Source organism: Stenotrophomonas sp. TD3 (genome assembly GCF_001939825.1).
In the GTDB taxonomy this organism is placed as follows: domain Bacteria; phylum Pseudomonadota; class Gammaproteobacteria; order Xanthomonadales; family Xanthomonadaceae; genus Stenotrophomonas.
On record NZ_MOYM01000003.1, the window covers coordinates 416104 to 434582 of the forward strand.

Here is an 18479-nt window from a genome sequence, read left to right on the forward strand (position 1 = left end):
GAGCGGAATGGTAGTGCAGGCCGCTGGCCGGCAATCAGCGAAGGTCGGGTTGCCGGCCAACGGCCTGCACTACCAGAACCCGCTTTCCGAACCCTCACCGGCGCGCTGATGCGCTCCCCCCGCCACAACCGATATCAACAAAAGCGCCGGCAGGCGAACCAGCCGCCAGCGCTTTCATCAACTCAACCACTCCTTGCACGCGCCATCCACCTGCTCGCCGCACGCTTGCTGCATCCGCTGCTGCAACCGCGCCAGCGTCTCAGCGCCCTGGTGCTTGCTGCTCCACGCCTTCAACTGCCCGGCCAGGCGCTCGAAGCGCTGGCGGGTGCGCTGGTGATAGCCCGAAGGCTGTGCTTCCAGTTCGGCGATCAGCGAGGCGGTAGCCTGCTCGATGCGCGGCGCATCGTCCGGCGCCAGCCTGAGCAGGCCCTCCACGTACAGCACGCCCCACTGCACGCGCGTCGCGGGGCCCTGCGCGCCATCGTAGGCACGCTTCAACCACTCCAGCGCCCCGGCGGTGTCGCCACGCTGCTCGGCCAGTTCGGCCAGCTCGGGCATGTAGTAGTACGGCTGCTCGCTGCGCTTCAGTTCGGCCAGTAGCAGGGCCTCGGCACCGGCGTCGTCACCGACCTCGCGCAATGCGTACACCGCGCTGCTGATCGTGGCCTGACGTGCATGCGCATCGGTGGCGGCGGCATCGGCCGCGGCCACGCGCTGCTTGACCCGGTCCACGAGTGCCGCCGGCAACGCGCCCTTCGGTTGCTGCTGGCGGGCCAGCGATACTTCGGTCAGCGCGCGCGACAACGCATCGTCGGCGCGGTCACCGCGCTCGGCATCGGCGCGCTCCAGCGCGACCAGCAGCTGCTGCCCCAGCGTGTTGCTGGTGGCCGGCCCGGCGCTGGCCTGTTTGACCAGCTGCACGCCGGCATAGCCCAGCAACTCACGGTTGCGGCGCACTTCCGCCGGTTGCGCCAGCACCGCCTGCAGCAGCTCGCGTACTTCGGTGGGCGAGGCATCGGGTTTTTCGGCCGTTGCCAAGGCAAGCAGGGCGAAGCGACGCTGCAGGGCGGCATCCGGTGCGGCCTTGGACAACTGGCGCAGCACGTCCTGGCTCCTGCGCTCGCCGGCCAGGCGGTTGGCGTCCACTTCCCAGCCGTAGTCGCCCAGCACCTGCCAGTCTTCGGCGGCCAGTCGGTCCGGCGTTGCCAACGCGGTGGCCAGGGTGGCAGCAACAGCACTGCGGCGGCCTGCGGCAACGGTCAGGGCCCGGGTCAGTTCGGCGGCGTCATTGCCACCGGCGACGCGGGTGATTTCGTTGCGTTGCGGGTCCAGCACGATCAGCGTCGGGTAGCCGCGTACGCCGAAGCGCTCGCCCCAGGCCTGCGCACCTTCCTCGTCGCCATCCAGGTAGACCGGCACGAACTTGCTGGTCAGCGCGATGAACGCCGGGTCCTTGAACAGGCCGGCCTTGAGCTGGTTGCACGGCGGGCACCAGACCGCGCCCCAGTACAGCAGCACCGGCTTGCCGCTGTCGGCGGCCTCGGCGAAGGCATCGTCGACGTCACCCTGGCGCCAGGCGATGGAGCTGGCCGGCGCGGGCGCCTCGGCGGAACTGGCGGTGGAAACCGGGGCCGGAGTGCAGGCGCTCAGCGCCGAAGCCAGCAGCAACACGGAAAGCGCGACGCGCATCGGCAGCATCTCGAAGGGCGGGGTGACAGGCCATTGTAGGAACGGCCGGCGCAGGTGCTGATTCAGTTTGCTTATATCGGACACGCTGCAGGGAATGTGGGCCGGAGGTCAATGCGGACCAGGGGCTGCCCCTGCCGAAGGCGGCGCCGCCCGCACCATCTGCTGGTACACCAGCCCGTTGAACTCGCCGACCTCGCCATCCAGCACGAAGCCATAGCGCAGGTAGGTCGGCACCGCATTGAGCGAGGCACGCACGGTCAGCACCGGTTCGCGCACCTGCGGCAGCACCGCCTCGAACAGCGCATGGCCGATGCCCTGGCCCTGGCAGGCGGGATCGACGAACAGCATCGCCAGGTGCCGGCCCTCCTTCAGTTCGACCACGCCGACCACGCGCGCATCCTGCTCGGCCACCAGGATGTGGTTGTCACCCTGCAGGCGCGCAGCGAACGCATCGGCTGCAGCGACACTGCCGAAGGTGGCGATGCCGGCCGCGCCGAGCGACGGCGCCACTGCCTCGTTGAACGCGGCCAGGCACACCGCACTGATCGCAGGCAGGTCATCGGCATAAGCGGGGCGGATCTTCGGCATGCAGCGTTCTTCCTGTGGTGTGTGGCGTGTCATCGTCGCCGGGTACCTGCACGCTAAGCTGGTGGCATGAGTGAATTCAATCCCGCCTACGCATCGTTGTTTCCGCAACAGGGACTGAGCCTGGGCCTGATGACGCCCGTTGCGGCGCATGGGCTGGCCGATCCGCGCGAGGCGCGGCGCATCGCACGGCTGGCCGACGATCTTGGCTTCGCCGCGTTGTGGACGCGCGACGTGCCGCTGATGGTCCCACAGGGGCCAGACGCGACAGCCAGTGCACTGGACGATCCGTTCCTGTGGCTGGGCATGCTGGCGGCCGCGACCGGGCGCATCGTGGTCGGCAGCGCAGCGATCGTGCTGCCGTTGCGCCAGCCGTTGCAGGTGGCGAAGTCGGCACTGAGCCTGGACCGGATCAGCGATGGGCGCTTCGTGTTGGGCCTGGGTTCGGGTGACCGCCCGGAGGAGTTCGCCGCGTTCGGCGAGGACCTGGAGGGCAGGGCGGCGACCTTCCGTGATCGTTGGTGGTTGCTGCGCGCGGCGCTGTCCCCCGATACGAACGAACGGGCGACCGTCCTGCGGGCGACCGGTGGCTTCGATGTGCTGCCCGCGCCGGCCACGCGAATCCCGATGCTGGTGGTGGGCACGGCACGGCAGAGCCTGCAGTGGATCGCGCGCGAAGCCGAGGGCTGGGCCACCTATCACCGCGAGGAAGCTGCGCAGGAGGGGCGGATCGGCCTGTGGCAGCAGGCGCTGGTGCAGCGTGGTGGGCCAGGCAAGCCGTTCGTGCAGTCGATGCTGCTGGACCTGCAGGCCGATCCGCAGGCGCCGGCCGAGCCGCTGCCGCTGGGCCTGAAGGTCGGCCGCGATGGCCTGCGTGACTACCTGCTGCGCGTACATGCGCAGGGTGTGGCGCATGTGATGTTCAATCTGGTCGACAACGGGCGGCCGATGGATGAAGTGCTGCGTGAGATTGGCGAGCAGGTTCTGCCGGTGGTATCCGCGCACCGACTTTAGAGTCGAGCCATGCTCGACTGCTTCTGTGCGATATGCCGAATCAACGGCAGTCGAGCATGGCTCGACTCTACAGAGTGTGCGCATCTGCGTATCATTCGCATTTGATATCCCGATGCCGGAGCCCCGCGTGACCCAACGTTCCCCCATGCACCCGACTGGACGCCTGTTCGCGGCGGTCGCTTTCATCGAGGCCGTGACCTGGGCCGGCCTGCTCATCGGCATGTGGATGAAGTACGGCCCGATGGCCAACGTGGCACTGGTCAAGCTGTTCGGGCCCCTGCACGGCGTGGCCTTCCTGGTCTATGTGGCGGTCACCCTGTTCGCGGCGGTACGCCTGCGTTGGCCGTGGTGGGCCAGTGCGCTGGCGCTGCTGGCGGCCATTCCGCCGCTGGTGACGCTGCCGCTGGAATGGTGGTTCAAGCGCCGTGGCCTGCTGGGCCTGCGCGTCGTGCGCTGAAGTCGCTGTTGCGTGCCCGTTCAAGAGAATGGGTATCAAATGCAAATACGAGCCGTTATCATTTGCGGGTGGCGTCCGGTCCTGAACAGGGCCGGTGCCAGGCAGGGCGCAGGTGCGCCCGGCGATCCCTCCCTGTTACGGCTGGTGTTCCATGCACGCACGTCCCGTCGTTCCCGGCTTGCCGGCACTGGTGTTGGCCGCCCTGATCGGCACCATGGCGATGATGTCCTTCGTCGCCGTGATCGGCCCGGTGGTCCGCATGCTCGGTCTGTCCGAGTGGCATGCAGGCCTGTCGGTCACCGCCGCAGGCGTGCTGTGGATGCTGGCGGCACGTCCGTGGGGCCAGCTCAGCGATCGCATCGGCCGCAAGCGCGTGCTGATGCTGGCGATGAGCGCGTACACCGTGGTCTACATCGTGCTGGCGGTGTTCATCGACGTCGCCCTGCAGACGGTGCCGCCGGTACTGGTATCGGTGCTGGTGCTGGTCGGTGCGCGTGGCTTGATCGGCCTGTTCTACGCAGCGGTGCCGCCTACCGCTGCCGCGCTGATTGCCGACAAGGCGCCGACCGGGCAGCGCGCCCGCTTCCTCGCCCGTCTGGGCAGTGCCAACGCGCTGGGCATGGTGCTGGGTCCGGCCGCTGCCGGCTGGCTGGCCTATACCAATCTTTCGCTGGCGCTGTATGTGGCCGCGTTGCTGCCGTTGCTGGCACTGGCATTGCTGGCTTGGCGGCTGCCAGCGACGCCGCCGGTGGTGGGGGCTTCCGCGCAGCGCCGCGCGCCGATGAGCCGTCTCGACCCGCGCTTGCGCCTGCCGCAGCTCGCGGCGTTCATCGCAATGGTCTCGGTGACCATCGCGCAGGTGACGGTGGGCTTTTTCGCGATTGATCGCCTTGGCCTGGATGCGGCCGCCGGTGCACGCATGGCCGGCATCGCGCTGACCGCGGTCGGTGTCGGCCTGATCCTGGCGCAGGCGCTGGTAATGAAGCTGGACGTGCATCCTCACCGCTGGATCATCCTCGGCGCCGTGATTTCCGGCATCGGCTTTGCCTCGGTGGCGGGCGTGCAGCAGGCCTGGCAGTTGCCGGCGGCGTACGCGCTGGCCGCATTCGGCATGGGCTTCGTGTTCCCCTCGTTCCAGGCGCTGGCCGCCGACGCGGTGGAAGCGCACGAGCAGGGTGCCGCCGCTGGCACCGTCGCGGCCGCGCAGGGGCTGGGCATGGTGGCCGGGCCGATGCTCGGCACGCTGTTGTATCGCGGCGGGCCCAGCCTGCCATATCTGCTGGTCGGCGCACTGTTGCTGCTGCTGTGTGCGCTGGCCGCAGCGCATCGGATGAAGGAGACCCCATGAACGATTCCCTGATGCAGGGTGCGTGGCCGGAGGCTGCGCCGGCGCCGCTGGAGAGCACTGACGACGCGTCGCTGTTCCTGCTGCAGCATGCCGGCCAGCACGTGCACGCACGTGGTTGCCGGGCCGCGCTGCCGAGTGGCGCCCTGGCAACCCTGGCTGAGCGCGTTGCGGCGTTCTTTGCCCAGCAGCGTGGCGGCCCGGGGCTGCTGGTCGGTGCGGTGCCGTTCGAGCCGCGTGCCGACGATGCGTTGTACCAGCCCGAGCGCCTGTTGCCGGCCCTGCCGTTGCAGCCGCAGGCGGCACCGGCGCTGCAGGGCGCGCTGCAGGCGGAGCCCGCAGCGCAGGACTATGCCGCTGCGGTTGCCGCGGCAGTGAAGGCGTTGCGCGCGCCCGACCAGGACCTGCACAAGGTGGTGCTGGCGCGCAGCCTGTTGGCACGCACCCGCGTGGCGTTGTCTCCGGAGGTGCTGCTGGCGCGGTTGGGCGCGGATCCCTCGGTGGCCACCTATGCGGTGCCGCTGCCGGTCGAACTGGGGCAGGCCCCGGCCTGGCTGGTCGGCGCTACACCGGAACTGCTGCTGCGCAAGCGCGGCGCGGAGCTGTTGTCGCATCCGCTGGCCGGGTCCGCACGCCGCAGTGCCGATGCCGCCGAGGACGAGCGTGCAGCGCAGGCATTGCTGGCTTCAAGCAAGGACCATGACGAGCACCGCCATGTGGTCGAAGCCATCGTCGAGGGCCTGGCACCGTATTGCAGCCACATCGATGCGCAGCCGCGCCCGGCACTGCATGCCACCGCCAGCATGTGGCACCTGGGCACCCGCATCCACGCCACCCTGAAGGATCCGCAGACATCGGCGGCCGAGCTGTTGGCGCAGCTGCATCCCACCCCGGCGGTCTGCGGTACGCCGCGGTTGGCGGCACTGCAGCGCATCCGCGAACTGGAGCCGGTGCCGCGTGGCTTCTATGCCGGCGCGGTCGGCTGGCTGGATGCGCAAGGGGATGGCGACTGGTACGTGGCGATCCGCTGCGCACGCCTGCAGGGTACGCAGCTGCGCCTGTACGCCGGCGCCGGCATCGTCGCTGAGTCGCAGCCCGAGGCCGAGGTGGCCGAGACCGCAGCGAAGTTCGCTGCCCTGTTGAACGCGCTGGGTGTCCATGAATCCGCGCCTGCCATCGAGCCTGCTGCATGAACACGCCTACCGTTTCTTCCCGCCTGCCACTGCAGCAGGTGTGGCCTGATGACCTGATGGCGCGCTATCGCGAGGCGGGTCACTGGCGCGGCGAGACCTTCCCTGCGTTCCTGCGCGAGCGTGCGGAATGCTACGCGGATGACATCGCGGTGGTCGCTGGCGATGTGCGCCTGAGCTATGCGCAGCTGTGGCACGAAGCCGGTCGCATCGGTGCCGGCCTGCTGGCGCTCGGCCTGCAGCCCGGTGAGCGGGTGCTGGTACAGCTGGGCAACACCGCCGGATTCATCACCACCATCTGCGGGCTGTTCCGCGCCGGCCTGGTGCCGGTGTACGCGCTGCCTGCACACCGCATCACCGAACTGGTGCACTTCGCCAACAAGGCCGAAGCCAGTGCCTACATCACTACCGACCTGCACGATGGCTTTGATCATCGCGGGCTGGCGCGGGCGCTGCAGGCCGAGGTGCCGGCACTGCGCCAGGTGGTCATCGATGGCGATGCGGCGGAGTTCACCGCGCTGGAGGCGCTGCAGGGAGACCGCAGCCAGCTGCCGGCCGACCCGGACCCGCAGTCGGTGGCGTTCCTGCAGATTTCCGGAGGCAGCACCGGGTTGTCCAAGCTGATTCCGCGCACCCACGACGACTACATCTATTCGTTCCGTGCCAGCAATGACCTCTGCGGCATCGACCGCGACAGCGTCTACCTGGTCGCGCTGCCGGCCGCGCACAATTTTCCGATGAGCTCGCCCGGTTTCTTCGGCGCGCTGTATGCCGGTGCCCGCGTGGTGCTCAGCCCGGGCCCGGGACCGGATGCGGCCTTCCCGCTGATCGCCCGCGAACGGGTGACCTGCTGCGGGCTGGTGCCGCCGCTGGCGTTGCTGTGGGCACAGGCCGCGGCTACGAGCAAGCACGACCTGTCCAGCCTGCAGGTACTGCAGGTAGGCGGCGCCAAACTGGTGCCGGAAGCCGCACGGCGGGTGATCGATGGCCTTGGCTGCACGCTGCAGCAGGTGTTCGGCATGGCCGAGGGACTGGTCAACTACACGCGCCTGGATGATCCGGAGGAACTGATCGTGGCCTGCCAGGGCCGGCCGATCAGTCCGGATGACGAGGTGCGCGTGGTCGATGACCATGACCAACCGGTAGCCGAAGGCGAAGTGGGGCATCTGCTCACCCGCGGCCCGTACACCATCCGTGGCTACCACAACGATGCGGTGGCCAATGCACGTTCGTTCACCGACGACGGCTTCTACCGCACCGGCGACCGCGTGCAGCAGCTGCCCGGTGGCTACCTGGTGGTGCAGGGCCGCGCCGGTGACCACATCAACCGGGCGGGCGAGAAAATCTCCGCCGAAGAGATCGAAGACCATCTGCTGGCGCACCCCGGCGTGTTCGACGCCGCCGTGGTCTCCATTCCCGACGAGTATCTAGGTGAGCGCAGCTGCGCGTTCGTGATCCAGCAGGGTGAGCCGATCAAGGCGCCGGCACTGAAGGCCTGGATGCGTACGCGCGGCCTGGCCGCCTTCAAGGTGCCGGACCAGGTCGTGTTCGTCGACAGTTTCGATACCACCGCGGTCGGCAAGATCAGCCGCCGCGAACTGCGCGCGCAGCTGCGCGCGCGTCATCTGCAACAGACAGGAGGAACGCGCTGATGGCGCTGCCCCGTATTACCGATTACCCCTTGCCGACCGCCGCCGAACTGCCGCAGGCCCGTGGCCCATGGCGCCCGCAGCGCGATCGAATTGCGCTGCTGGTGCATGACATGCAGCGCTACTTCCTGGCAGCATTCGACGCTGGCAGTGCGCCGCTGCGGCCGGCGGTGGACAATATCGTGCGCCTGCTGGCGCATTGCCGCGCGCACGGCATTCCCGTGTTCTACACCGCCCAGCATGGCGACCAGGATCGCCGTGACCGTGGCCTGCAGGCCGACCTGTGGGGGCCGGGCATGCGCCGCAGCGCCGACCATGAACCGATCATCGAGGCACTGGCACCGCAGCCGGGTGAGCACGTGCTGGTGAAGCACCGCTACAGCGCGTTCCAGCGCAGCAACCTGGAGACGCTGATGCGGGTACGTGGGCGCGACCAGCTGCTGGTGACCGGCGTGTACGCCCATATCGGCTGCACCGCGACCGTGGTGGAGGCGTTCCAGCGTGATATCGAGGCCTTCATCGCCGCCGATGCGGTGGCGGACTTCTCGCGTGCCGACCACGATCAGGCGCTGCATTGGATTGCGCGCACCAGCGGGGTGCCGATGACCACCGATCAGCTGCTGGAGGTGCTGTGATGGCTGCCACGGGTGACATGCTGGATCTGGAGCGGATGCGTGCCGATGTGGCGCGGGTGCTGGAATGCACCCCGGCAGAGATCGGTGACGACGACAACCTGATCGACCTGGACCTGGACTCGATGCGCATGCTTGGCCTGGTCCTGGCCTGGGGTAACACTGGGTTGCCGCTGGAGTTCTCGCAGCTGGCCGAGCACACCACGCTGCGCCAGTGGTGGGGTGTGGTGCAGACGCTGCAGGCCGCGCAGAACGCATGAACGCCGCCGCGCTGGCCACGCCGGTGGCACTGACCGAGGCCCAGGCCGGACTGTGGTTCGCACAGCGGCTGGCACCGGACAATCCGTCGTTCAATACCGCACATGCGGTGTGGATCGACGGTCCGCTGGATGTGGCCGCGTTCGTCGCCGCGGCGGACCAGGCTGCGGGTGAGGCCCAGGCCTTCGCATTGCGCTTTGCCGAGGGGGCCGACGGCCAGCCGTTGCAGTGGCATGACCCGGCGCACGTGCCGCGGCTTTCGGTGCGTGATGTTTCCGCCGAGTCGGATCCCGCCGCTGCGGCCCGCAGGCTGATGCAGGCCGACCGTCTCAGCGCGGTCGATCCGACCCGCGACCGGATCAGCCAGCAGGTGTTGTTCGATCTGGGCGGACAGCGTTGGGTCTGGTACCTGCGCGTGCATCATCTGGCGGCCGACGGCTATGGCATGGCGCTGTTCACTGATCGGGTGTGCGCGTTGCATGCCTGCCGCAGGGGTGAGCCGCTGCCAGGACTGTCCGGTGTGCTGGCGGATGATGCCGCCTACCGTGTCGATCCACGCCGCGTGCAGGCCGGGCACTGGTGGCGCGAGCAGTTGCAGGGGGCGCCGGCAGGCGTGGGCCTGGCGGGTACCGTGGCGGCCAGCGACGATGCGCTGCGCTGGGTGCAGCCGCTGGATGCGGGGTTCCGGGAGCAGCTGCTGCAGGCCTCGGTGCGCTGGTTGCAGCCGTGGCCGGATGTACTGGCCGCGCTCGCCGCCGAGTATCTGCGACGGATGAGCGCTGCCGATGAAGTGGTGCTGGGCGTGCCTTACATGGGGCGGCTTGGCAACGCGTCCGCCCGTGTGCCTGCAATGGTGATGAACGTGCTGCCGCTGCGGGTGGCGGCCGGCGAGGGCAGTGTCGAGGCGTTTACCCGGGCATTGGGCCGGCAACTCAGCCAGGGCCGCAAGCACGGTCGTTATCGTGGCGAGCAGTTGCGCCGTGACCTGGGCCTGGTGGGCGCGCAGCAACGGCTGCATGGTCCGCTGGTGAATGTGCAGCCGTTCTACAAGCCGCTTGCGCTGACCGGCGTGCAGGCAACGCTGGAGGTGCTGTGTACCGGGCCGGTGGATGACCTGACGCTGGGCTTCCGTGGCGACGGCCAGCGCCTGCTCGACCTGGAGATTGAAGCCAATCCTGCGCTCTACAGCCGCGAGGACGTGCAGGCGCACGCGGCGCGGCTGCTGCATTTCGTGTCGGCGGCGCTGGAGGCTGAAGACATCGCGGCGGTGCCGCTGGCCACTGGCGAAGAAACGCAGCAGGTAGTGCACGGTTTCAATGCCACCGCGCATGCACTGCCGCAGACCACGCTGGTTGAGCTGCTGCAACAGGGCATGGACCGCGATCCACACGCACCCGCGCTGGTGTTCGGCGACGCTGCGTTGGATTACGCAACGCTGGAAGCGCGTAGCTTCGCACTCGCCGCGCAGCTGCGCGCGATGGGCGTCGGCCCGGGCAGTGTGGTGGCAGTGGCATTGCCGCGCTCGCTGGAACTGGTGATCGGGCTGGTGGCGGTGCTGCGCGCGGGCGCCGCCTACCTGCCGCTGGATCTGGCGCATCCTGACGAACGCCTTGCCCGCATCCTGGCCTCGGCGCAACCGGCCTGCGTGCTGGCAGCGGCGGACGTGCAGCCGCGACTGGCCGGGGTGCCGGTGCTTGCCCCTGAGCAATGGACCGGGTTGAGTTTCGCAGCGCCGTGGGCCGATCCGGCGCCCAGCGATGCAGCCTATGTGATCTATACCTCCGGCTCGACCGGCGAGCCGAAGGGCGTGGTCATCGAGCACCGTGCCATCGTCAATCGCCTGCTGTGGATGCGCGAGCACTACGGTGTGCGCGCAGATGACCGCGTGCTGCAGAAGACGCCAGCCACCTTCGATGTCTCGGTCTGGGAATTCTTCTTGCCGCTGCTGTGCGGGTCTACGCTGGTGATCGTCGCGCCGGATGCGCATCGTGATCCGACCGAGCTGGCGCGGCTGATCCGCGATCATGGCATCACCACGGCGCACTTCGTGCCCTCGATGCTCGACGCCTTCCTCGCTGCGCCGGCTTCCGAGGGCCTGCAGCTGCGCCGCGTATTCACCAGTGGCGAGGCGCTGGACGCTTCACTGCGCGATCGCTTCCATGCGCGCGTGCACGCCGAACTGCACAACCTGTACGGCCCCACCGAAGCCGCGGTGGACGTCAGCTACTGGCCGGCTTCGGCCCAGGACCACTCGCGGCCAGTGCCAATCGGGTTCCCGGTCTGGAATACCCGCTTGTATGTGCTGGACGCGCGGATGCAGCCGGTGCCGGTCGGTGTGGCCGGCGACCTGTACCTGGGCGGCGTGCAGCTGGCGCGTGGCTACCTCGGCCGCGATGATCTGACCGCCGAGCGCTTCCTGGCCGATCCCTTCCTGCCGGGCGAGCGGATCTACCGCACCGGCGATGTGGCCCGTTGGCGCCGCGATGGTGCGGTCGAGTATCTCGGCCGCAGCGACCATCAGGTGAAACTGCGCGGCCTGCGCATCGAGCTGGGCGAGATCGAGGCGGCACTGCGCGAGCTGCCGGGCATGGAACGCGTGGAAGTGCTGCTGCGCCAGGACACGCCGGGCGATGCGCGGCTGGTGGCCTATGTGCCAGCCGCGCTTGCCGATGCCGTGATGCTGCGCAGCCACCTGACCAAGCGCGTGCCGGACTACATGATGCCCTCGGCGTTCGTCGGTGTGGATCACTGGCCGGTGACCGCGAACGGCAAGCTCGACCGCAATGCCTTGCCGAAGCCGCCGCAGAACGAGATTGCCGGACTGGCGCCGCGCACGCCGCTGGAGCAGGAGCTGGCCGTGCTGTTCGCCCAGGCACTGGGCCGCGATGCGCCCGTGGCGGTGGATGCGGACTTCTTCAGCCTCGGCGGCGACTCGCTGTCCGCGGTGCACCTGCTGCTGGCGATCGAACAACGCTGGCGCTGTGACCTCGGCCTCGGTGCCTTGTTCGCGCAGCCGACCGTGGCCGCGTTGGCGACGCGCATTGCCGAGCCGCCGGCGCTGGCCGACCACGCGTTGGGGCCGGTGATCTCGTTGGCTGCCACTGATGCTGATGGGCCCACTCCGCTGTTCGTGCTGCACCCGGCCGGTGGCATCGCCTGGAACTACCGCAGCCTGGCGCGCGCGCTGCAGCCGGCACGACCGGTGTACGGCCTGCAGTCGCCCGCGCTGGATCCGAAGCAGCCGTTGCCGTCCAGCATCGAAGCCATGGCCAATGACTATGTGCAGCGCGTGGTTGCGCTGCAGCCGAAGGGACCGGTGCATCTGCTGGGCTGGTCGGTGGGCGGCATCCTCGCCCAGGCGATGGCGGTGCGCCTGCATGAAATCGGGCGTGAAGTCGGTGAACTGGTGCTGCTGGACGCCTACCCCAGCGAATGCTGGCGGGCCGAACCGGAACCCGATGCCATCGCCGCATTGCGCGCACTGCTGGCGATTGCCGGCCATGACCCGGACGCGCATCCGGAGCTGGACAGCCGCGAACGCATTCTCGGCTTCCTGCGTCGCGGTGGTAGTGCGCTCGGCAGCCTGCCGGACGTGGTGCTCGATGGCGTGGTGCGCGCAGTGACTGGCACCAACCGACTGATCCGCGAACACATCCACCGTCCGTTCGACGGCACGCTGGTGCACGTCCGCGCTGGCCGGGACCATCAGGCGCGGCCACAGTTGCAGTCGGCACTGTGGCGCGCGCACGCACGCAAGGTGCAGGCGCTGGAACTGCCGTTCCTGCATGCCGAGCTGACCGGGCGCGATGCGGTGGCGCAGCTGGCGCCGTGGCTGTCGGCGCGCCTGCGCCACTGGGATGAGCAACAGGAGATCGCAACATGCAGTTGACCGGCTTTGAAGGTCGCGTGGCACTGGTGACCGGCGCCGCCGGCGGCATCGGCGAGGCACTGGTACGGCTGTTGGCCGAGGCCGGCTGCACGGTGGTGGCGACCGACCGTGAGGCGCCCGTGGTAGTGGATGCACGTGTGCAGGCGTTTGCGCTCGACGTGACCGACAGCGTGGCAGTGGATGCACTGGTGGATCGTGTAGAAGCCAGCATTGGGCCAATTTGCCTTGCCGCCAGCGTGGCGGGCGTCCTGCATGTGGGAGCTGTTACGGAGACCACCGAAGGCGATTGGCGCCGGGTGTTCGCGGTCAATGCCGATGGTGTGTTCCATGTCGGGCGTGCATTGGCGCGGGTGATGTCACCGCGAGGCCAGGGCGCGATCGTCACCGTCAGTTCGAATGCGGCCGCGGTACCGCGGCACGGCATGGCCGCCTATGCCGCGTCCAAGGCCGCCGCCACGATGTTCACCCGCTGCCTCGGGCTTGAGCTGGCGCCGCTCGGCATCCGCTGCAACATCGTCGCCCCGGGCTCAACGCTGACCCCGATGCAGACCGGCATGTGGCAGGACGAGCATGGCGCAGAGCGGGTGATCGCCGGCAACCTGGAGACCTACAAGGCCGGCATCCCGCTGCGCAAGCTGGCCACCCCGGAAGACATTGCCCATTCGGTGATGTTCCTGCTCTCCGAGCAGGCTGGGCACGTCGCGATGAGCGACCTGTACGTGGACGGCGGCGCCACCCTGCGCGGTTGAGTCCTGTCGATACCGGCTGGCAATCCATGGTCCCGGTAGGGCCGGCCGCTGGCCGGCAACCTGCAAGTGTCGGTAGTGCCGGCCGCTGGCCGGCAATCCAACTTCCCTGGTAGTGCCGGCCGCTGGCCGGCAACCTCATTCAACTTCAGACAACTCCGAACACCCCTCGAGGCGTGGCCTGACGTTCAACGCGCAACGATCGCTCCACCATGGGGCATGAGCAGCCATCGCCTCCGCCTGGGCCGGCGTTCCATTGTCGGTCAGGTCTACGTTCTGACAACGACTACACATCTGCGCCGCCGGCTCTTTGAAAGCGAAGCTGCAGTGGCATGTGTAATCGACCAGTTTCATTACATCGAGCGGCGGGGGCTGGTGCAGTCACTCGCATGGGTCGTCATGCCGGATCACCTCCACTGGATGTTCGAGCTGCGTGCAGCTCACCTTCCAGACATTGCACGCCGAATGAAGTCGTCGAGCGCGCTTGCCTTGAATCGCCTACAGGGTCGTCGAAGTACGATCTGGCAGTCTGGCTACTTCGATCATGCCATGAGGGCTGATGAGTCGCTGGCGCGGCAAGCCCTGTACATCCTCGGGAATCCGGTGCGCGCTGGTCTTGCTGGGCAGATTGGCGAGTACCCGCATGCGTGGTCGGTCTGGGCGTAATGCCGGCCAGCGGCCGGCACTACCCGTTGCGTTGAGGGCTGAGGAGTCGCTGGCGCGGCCAGCCCTGTACATCCTCGGGAATCCGGTGCGCGCTGGTCTTGCTGGGCGGATTGGCGAGTACCCGCATGCGTGGTCGGTCTGGGCGTAATGCCGGCCAGCGGCCGGCACTACCCGTTGCGTTGAGGGCTGAGGAGTCGCTGGCGCGGCCAGCCCTGTACATCCTCGGGAATCCGGTGCGCGCTGGTCTTGCTGGGCAGATTGGCGAGTACCTGCATGCGTGGTCGGTCTGGGCGTGATGCCGGCCAGCGGCCGGCACTACTCGTTGCGTTGAGGGCTGAGGAGTCGCTGGCGCGGCAAGCCCTGTACATCCTCGGGAATCCGGTGCGCGCTGGTCTTGCTGGGCAGATTGGCGAGTACCCGCATGCGTGGTCGGTCTGGGCGTGATGCCGGCCAGCGGCCGGCACTACCAGGCTTTCGAGCGAGACGGTTGCGGCAATGCCCGTTGCAGTCAAGGCAGGGTCAGTCGGTAGACCAGCACGCGGTTGTCGTTGTCGTACGGGCTGTCGCAGGGCTGGCCCTGCATGCGGCAGTTGCGGGCGATGAAGTCGTTGTCGTTGCCGATCAGCAGCAGCACGTCGTTCGGATGCTGCGGGTCCAGCGCAGGCAGTACGTCCATGGCCTCCCACTTTTCGGAAAGCAGGCCGGCATGCGGGCCGCGCTTGGTGTCCAGGTCCAGCCCGGCACGCGCGAGCTGGGGGCGGTCGAGCAGGTTCAGCAGTTCGTCGCTGCGTGCGGGCACGATGCCTGCCTTCAACGTGGTATCCGCTGGATCAGCCAGCACCGAGGCCGTGCCGGTTTCGTAGGTGCTGCCGGCCAGGTTGCTGGCTTCGGCCACATCCACCAGCAGCACCGACTTGTAGACGATCGGGTCGTCGCCATCCTTGCCCAGCCCGTTGCCGTCGCGAGCCAGCAGCAGGAAGCGGTGGGCATCCAGCGCGCGCAGTTCGCTCTGCGCGGCGGTGCGGTCCAGCTTGCCCTTGCCGTCGTGCGCGTAGGCGGGCAGAGCCATCACGTAATGGCCGATCGGCTGCTGTGGCGTCGGCGAGGCCGTCACGTCGTAGACCAGTACGCGGGTATTGATGCGGCCCGCCGCGTTGCCCTGTGCGCTGTCCTGCAGCGTGGCACTCTGCAGGGCGACGAACAGGCGGGTGCCGTCGGGTGACAGGCCCATGCCTTCCACGCCCTGGTTGTTGCGTCGGCCGGTCTGGGGTGGCGCCAGCGAACCGAACGCCGGCTTGCCCTCGCGCTGCGGCCTGATCGCGGGCGGTGCCACGATCACGCCCTGCAGCTGACCCTGCGCATCGAAGTAGTAGACGTTGGCGGTGTACTCGTCGCCGATGTAGAAATGGCCATCGGCGGTGAACTGCAGCGACTCGGCATCCAGCGAGACCTTGCCCGCGCCCGCGCCGCTGGCGGGCGAGGGTAGCACCACCTCGCGCTGCGTGATCGTGTGGTCCCGCGGGTCGGCACCGGTGAACGGCTGACCGTTGAAGTCCTTCAGCACCACGCCCTTGTCCGGCACCATCAACAGCGTGCCGAGAGCACCGGGCTTGCCTAGGGCAATGTCGATGCGCAGCTGCATGCGCTCCACGCGTCCAGCGTAGTCGTAGAACAGGCCGGCCTCGGGGTCGTTGCGGCCGCGGTCGGGCAGTGTCCAGAGCACGCCTTCGTAGCCCTTGGTGGTGCGCTTCCAGGTACCGGGCTGCACCGCCAGCGACGAGAACGAGCCCAGCGTGTCGCCGAGGAAGTCCACCGTGCCCGCCGGCAGCCGCCCGGCGGCGACCAGGCCTTTATCCACGTAGGTACGACCGCCCAACTGCAGGGTGCGTGGCGGTGCGCCAGCGGCCTCGTGCGGAGCGGAGTATCCGCTGGCGGAGAGGGTGGCCAGCAGCAGGGCGGTCGCGAACATCGGTGGACTCCGGGCGGTCGATCAGAAGCGAAGGTCGATCGTACCGAACACCTGGCGCGGTGCCGAGGCATGGAACACGTACAGCTTGCCGGCCGGGTCGCTGGGCGCGAACACGCTCGAATCCAGGTTGCTGGCGTAGCGCTTGTTGGTCAGGTTGGTCACGTTGAACGACAGGCGCATGCCCTTGGCGAAGCCGACCTGGCCGAAGTCATAGCCACCGGCCAGATCGAACACGGTAAAGCCGCCGAAGCCCTGGTCGTTGGTGTAGGTGTAGAAACGTTCGCCGGTGTATTTGCCACGCAGGCTGGCGAACCAGCCGTTGTCGCGCCAGGTGATCTCGGTGGCCAGCAGCTGCTTGGGCGTATCGGTCTGGATCTTGCCCTTGATCTGCTGCTCGACACCGGCCTGCACGTAGTTGGAGGCGTAGGTCGAACGGTTCAGCGAGGCCGAGGTGTACCAGCTGAAGTGCTCGTTCGGGGTCCACAGCACGGTCAGCTCGGCACCGCGGCTGTCGACGCCGCCCACGTTGTAGAAGCGGTTGCCGCAGGTCGGGCCGACCGGCTGCCGCGAATCGCAGGGGTTGTACTGCAGCAGGCGGTTGTCGAAGCGCACGCTGTAGGCCGCGATCGAGGCCTGCACGGTATCGGTGACGAAGCGATAGCCGGCTTCGAGTGAGCGCGACTCCTCCGGTTTCAGGTTGCCCTGTGCGTTCCAGGTCGCCTGGCTGACCGCCTGCGGACCGAGCTTGAAGCCGCCCTGGAACATGGCGATGTTCTCGGCATAGCTGGCGAAGATCTCGTGGTGCTCGGTCAGGCGGAAGTTCGCGCCGATGCTGGGCAGGAAATTCTTGCTGGCCTTCAACGAACCGGTGGCGAACTGGTTGTTCGAGGTCGGCGAGATCGGCGTCTTCGCGTCGCCCGGCAGTGCCTGTGCATCGGAGGTGGCGTGTGGGCTCTTGGCGCCGAACTCCAGGGTCAGGCGATCATCGAGCAGGCGCCAGGTGTCCTTCAGGAAGAACTGGTGGGTCTTCCAGCGGGTGCGCTGGGCGAACACGCCCACATCGGAGGGCAGGGTATTCATGCCGCTCAGGTCACGCGGGCCGTCCACGGCAGTCTGGTAGCGCTCGGCGCTGCTGGTGTTGCGCTCGTACCAGACGCCGCCTTCGATGCGGTGCGCGCCCAGCTCCCAGTCGAAGGACAGCGTGCCGCCGTCGCGGTCGATGGTATAGATGGTGTTGCGGAAGATGATCGGAATCTCCTGCGCGGTGCCCTTGTTCGACCACGCGCCGCTGTTCCAGTTGTGGCCTTCGCCACGGTCATCGTGGTGGTAGGCCAGGGCGCGCAGGCTGAAGCCATCGGCCAGGAAGAAATCACCGGCCAGGTAGTACAGGTTGTCGTCACGCAGGATCTGCCCGGCGGTGAAGGCACCATCGGCGTCCTTGTCCGGGCCGCTGCTGTCGCACTTCTTCGCATTGAAGCTGGCGGTGTTGCAGTAGGCCTTGGCCACCGCCTTGTTCCAGTCCGGCGCGTAGCCGCCCCAGTCCCAGCCCAGGCCGCGCGACATCTCGTCCTTGGACAGGTAGAAGTAGTCGGCCTGGGTGGTGCGCGAGGTATCGACGAAACCGGTGATCTGGCCGCGGCCAAAGTTCCACACGCCCTTGGCGTTGAACTGCTTGGTGGTGGATTTGTTGTAGGCGGTCTGGTCGTTCCACAGATCGGAGACGGCATTCATGCCGGAGACGTAGCCGGAGAAACCGTTGTACTCGCCGCTGTCCACGCGCACGAAGGTGCGGCGGTTGGCATCGCTGCCGAAGGTCTGCACCACGCGGCCGCCGAGTTCCTGGGCCGGGCGGTCGGAGGTATAGGAAATCGTGCCGCCGAGGTTGCTGGTGGACGGCGTGCCGAGGCTGCCGATGCCCACCGCCAGTTCGGCGCCGGCCATGTTCTCGCTGATCAGCGCACGGTTGATGGTCAGGCCGTTGTAGTTGTTGTACGCGCCATCGCCCAGCGGCACGCCGTCGAGCGTGTAACCGAGGCGGGTGGAGTTGAAGCCGCGCAGGCTGAGGGTCATCGACTGCTCGTTGGTGCCCAGCGCATCGGCCGACTGCGCGTTGACGCCCGGCAGCAGGTTGAGCGTCTTCTGCAGGCTGGTGCCCGGCGGCAGGATGTCGAGGTTCTCGCGGGTGATGCGCTGCACCTGGCGCGCTTCACCGCTGCCGATCACCGAGACCGCATCGAGGGTGGTGGCGGAGGGCGTGCTGGAGGTCGGGGCAGCATCCTGCGCCCAGGCCGCAGGAGCGAGCGCGATCGACAGCGCAGCGGCCAACAAAGTCTTCGTCATGTTACGGACACTCAGGCAGGCACGAGCCACCGCACGGGCGCGGAGCTCAT

The 18479-nt window shown here is 68.1% G+C and carries 14 protein-coding genes and 2 pseudogenes; 12 read left to right on the plus strand and 4 right to left on the minus strand.

Features of this window, described 5'->3' with window-relative positions:
• Nucleotides 1-177 precede the first annotated feature (177 nt).
• Together BKE09_RS21490 and BKE09_RS21495 are read right to left on the minus strand one after the other, a co-directional pair.
• The gene (locus BKE09_RS21490; protein ID WP_075677936.1) at nt 178-1698 is read right to left on the minus strand and encodes a thioredoxin family protein; all 1521 of its coding nucleotides are present in this window, start codon (nt 1696-1698) and stop codon (nt 178-180) included.
• Nucleotides 1699-1797: 99 nt separating this feature from the next.
• On the minus strand, nt 1798-2277 hold the full coding sequence (locus BKE09_RS21495) for a GNAT family N-acetyltransferase (protein WP_075677938.1): 480 nt from the start codon (nt 2275-2277) through the stop codon (nt 1798-1800).
• A gap of 66 nt (nt 2278-2343) precedes the next feature.
• Here BKE09_RS21495 and BKE09_RS21500 point away from each other — a divergent pair, with 66 nt between their 5' ends.
• From BKE09_RS21500 to BKE09_RS23795, 12 genes and pseudogenes are all read left to right on the plus strand, one after another.
• Nucleotides 2344-3288 (plus strand): TIGR03571 family LLM class oxidoreductase, encoded by a 945-nt coding sequence (locus BKE09_RS21500; RefSeq protein ID WP_075677940.1) that lies wholly within the window; start codon nt 2344-2346, stop codon nt 3286-3288.
• Between the two features lie 145 nt (nt 3289-3433).
• Complete coding sequence (locus BKE09_RS21505; protein ID WP_075677942.1) at nt 3434-3745, plus strand: DUF3817 domain-containing protein; 312 nt, start codon at nt 3434-3436, stop codon at nt 3743-3745.
• 151 nt (nt 3746-3896) lie between these two features.
• Nucleotides 3897-5093: an MFS transporter gene (locus BKE09_RS21510; protein WP_075677944.1), complete on the plus strand. Its 1197-nt coding sequence runs from the start codon at nt 3897-3899 to the stop codon at nt 5091-5093.
• Nucleotides 5090-6283 (plus strand): isochorismate synthase, encoded by a 1194-nt coding sequence (locus BKE09_RS21515; RefSeq protein ID WP_075677946.1) that lies wholly within the window; start codon nt 5090-5092, stop codon nt 6281-6283. Before BKE09_RS21510 ends, BKE09_RS21515 begins: the two co-directional genes overlap by 4 nt.
• Complete coding sequence (locus BKE09_RS21520) at nt 6280-7932, plus strand: AMP-binding protein (protein WP_075677948.1); 1653 nt, start codon at nt 6280-6282, stop codon at nt 7930-7932. Before BKE09_RS21515 ends, BKE09_RS21520 begins: the two co-directional genes overlap by 4 nt.
• Complete coding sequence (locus BKE09_RS21525) at nt 7932-8564, plus strand: isochorismatase family protein (RefSeq protein ID WP_075677950.1); 633 nt, start codon at nt 7932-7934, stop codon at nt 8562-8564. The genes BKE09_RS21520 and BKE09_RS21525 overlap by 1 nt, the downstream gene beginning before the upstream one ends.
• Nucleotides 8564-8821 carry a phosphopantetheine-binding protein gene (locus tag BKE09_RS21530; RefSeq protein ID WP_075677952.1) on the plus strand — a complete coding sequence of 86 codons (258 nt, stop codon included), beginning with the start codon at nt 8564-8566 and terminating at the stop codon, nt 8819-8821. Before BKE09_RS21525 ends, BKE09_RS21530 begins: the two co-directional genes overlap by 1 nt.
• Complete coding sequence (locus tag BKE09_RS21535; RefSeq protein ID WP_075677954.1) at nt 8818-12708, plus strand: enterobactin synthase subunit F; 3891 nt, start codon at nt 8818-8820, stop codon at nt 12706-12708. The genes BKE09_RS21530 and BKE09_RS21535 overlap by 4 nt, the downstream gene beginning before the upstream one ends.
• Complete coding sequence (locus BKE09_RS21540; RefSeq protein ID WP_075677956.1) at nt 12699-13457, plus strand: 2,3-dihydro-2,3-dihydroxybenzoate dehydrogenase; 759 nt, start codon at nt 12699-12701, stop codon at nt 13455-13457. The genes BKE09_RS21535 and BKE09_RS21540 overlap by 10 nt, the downstream gene beginning before the upstream one ends.
• A 216-nt stretch (nt 13458-13673) precedes the next feature.
• Complete coding sequence (locus BKE09_RS21545) at nt 13674-14120, plus strand: transposase (RefSeq protein ID WP_075677958.1); 447 nt, start codon at nt 13674-13676, stop codon at nt 14118-14120.
• Nucleotides 14121-14296: 176 nt separating this feature from the next.
• Nucleotides 14297-14416: pseudogene (locus BKE09_RS23790) on the plus strand (transposase); the annotation flags it as partial.
• Between the two features lie 28 nt (nt 14417-14444).
• Nucleotides 14445-14564 (plus strand): annotated as a pseudogene (locus tag BKE09_RS23795) (transposase); the annotation flags it as partial.
• A gap of 64 nt (nt 14565-14628) precedes the next feature.
• Here the strand turns inward: BKE09_RS23795 and BKE09_RS21550 are convergent.
• Both BKE09_RS21550 and BKE09_RS21555 read right to left on the minus strand, forming a co-directional pair.
• Nucleotides 14629-16089, minus strand: a complete 1461-nt coding sequence (locus tag BKE09_RS21550; protein WP_075677960.1) for an esterase-like activity of phytase family protein — start codon at nt 16087-16089, stop codon at nt 14629-14631.
• A 21-nt stretch (nt 16090-16110) separates the two neighbouring features.
• Complete coding sequence (locus tag BKE09_RS21555; protein ID WP_075677962.1) at nt 16111-18429, minus strand: TonB-dependent receptor; 2319 nt, start codon at nt 18427-18429, stop codon at nt 16111-16113.
• Between the last annotated feature and the right edge of the window lie 50 nt (nt 18430-18479).

Bases quoted from the DNA above. Each gene is read 5' to 3' on its own strand.
- BKE09_RS21490 (WP_075677936.1), bottom strand. From the start codon at position 1,698: ATGCTGCCGATGCGCGTCGCGCTTTCCGTGTTGCTGCTGGCTTCGGCG.
- BKE09_RS21495 (WP_075677938.1), bottom strand. From the start codon at position 2,277: ATGCCGAAGATCCGCCCCGCTTATGCCGATGACCTGCCTGCGATCAGT.
- BKE09_RS21500 (WP_075677940.1), top strand. From the start codon at position 2,344: ATGAGTGAATTCAATCCCGCCTACGCATCGTTGTTTCCGCAACAGGGA.
- BKE09_RS21505 (WP_075677942.1), top strand. From the start codon at position 3,434: ATGCACCCGACTGGACGCCTGTTCGCGGCGGTCGCTTTCATCGAGGCC.
- BKE09_RS21510 (WP_075677944.1), top strand. From the start codon at position 3,897: ATGCACGCACGTCCCGTCGTTCCCGGCTTGCCGGCACTGGTGTTGGCC.
- BKE09_RS21515 (WP_075677946.1), top strand. From the start codon at position 5,090: ATGAACGATTCCCTGATGCAGGGTGCGTGGCCGGAGGCTGCGCCGGCG.
- BKE09_RS21520 (WP_075677948.1), top strand. From the start codon at position 6,280: ATGAACACGCCTACCGTTTCTTCCCGCCTGCCACTGCAGCAGGTGTGG.
- BKE09_RS21525 (WP_075677950.1), top strand. From the start codon at position 7,932: ATGGCGCTGCCCCGTATTACCGATTACCCCTTGCCGACCGCCGCCGAA.
- BKE09_RS21530 (WP_075677952.1), top strand. From the start codon at position 8,564: ATGGCTGCCACGGGTGACATGCTGGATCTGGAGCGGATGCGTGCCGAT.
- BKE09_RS21535 (WP_075677954.1), top strand. From the start codon at position 8,818: ATGAACGCCGCCGCGCTGGCCACGCCGGTGGCACTGACCGAGGCCCAG.
- BKE09_RS21540 (WP_075677956.1), top strand. From the start codon at position 12,699: ATGCAGTTGACCGGCTTTGAAGGTCGCGTGGCACTGGTGACCGGCGCC.
- BKE09_RS21545 (WP_075677958.1), top strand. From the start codon at position 13,674: ATGAGCAGCCATCGCCTCCGCCTGGGCCGGCGTTCCATTGTCGGTCAG.
- BKE09_RS21550 (WP_075677960.1), bottom strand. From the start codon at position 16,089: ATGTTCGCGACCGCCCTGCTGCTGGCCACCCTCTCCGCCAGCGGATAC.
- BKE09_RS21555 (WP_075677962.1), bottom strand. From the start codon at position 18,429: ATGACGAAGACTTTGTTGGCCGCTGCGCTGTCGATCGCGCTCGCTCCT.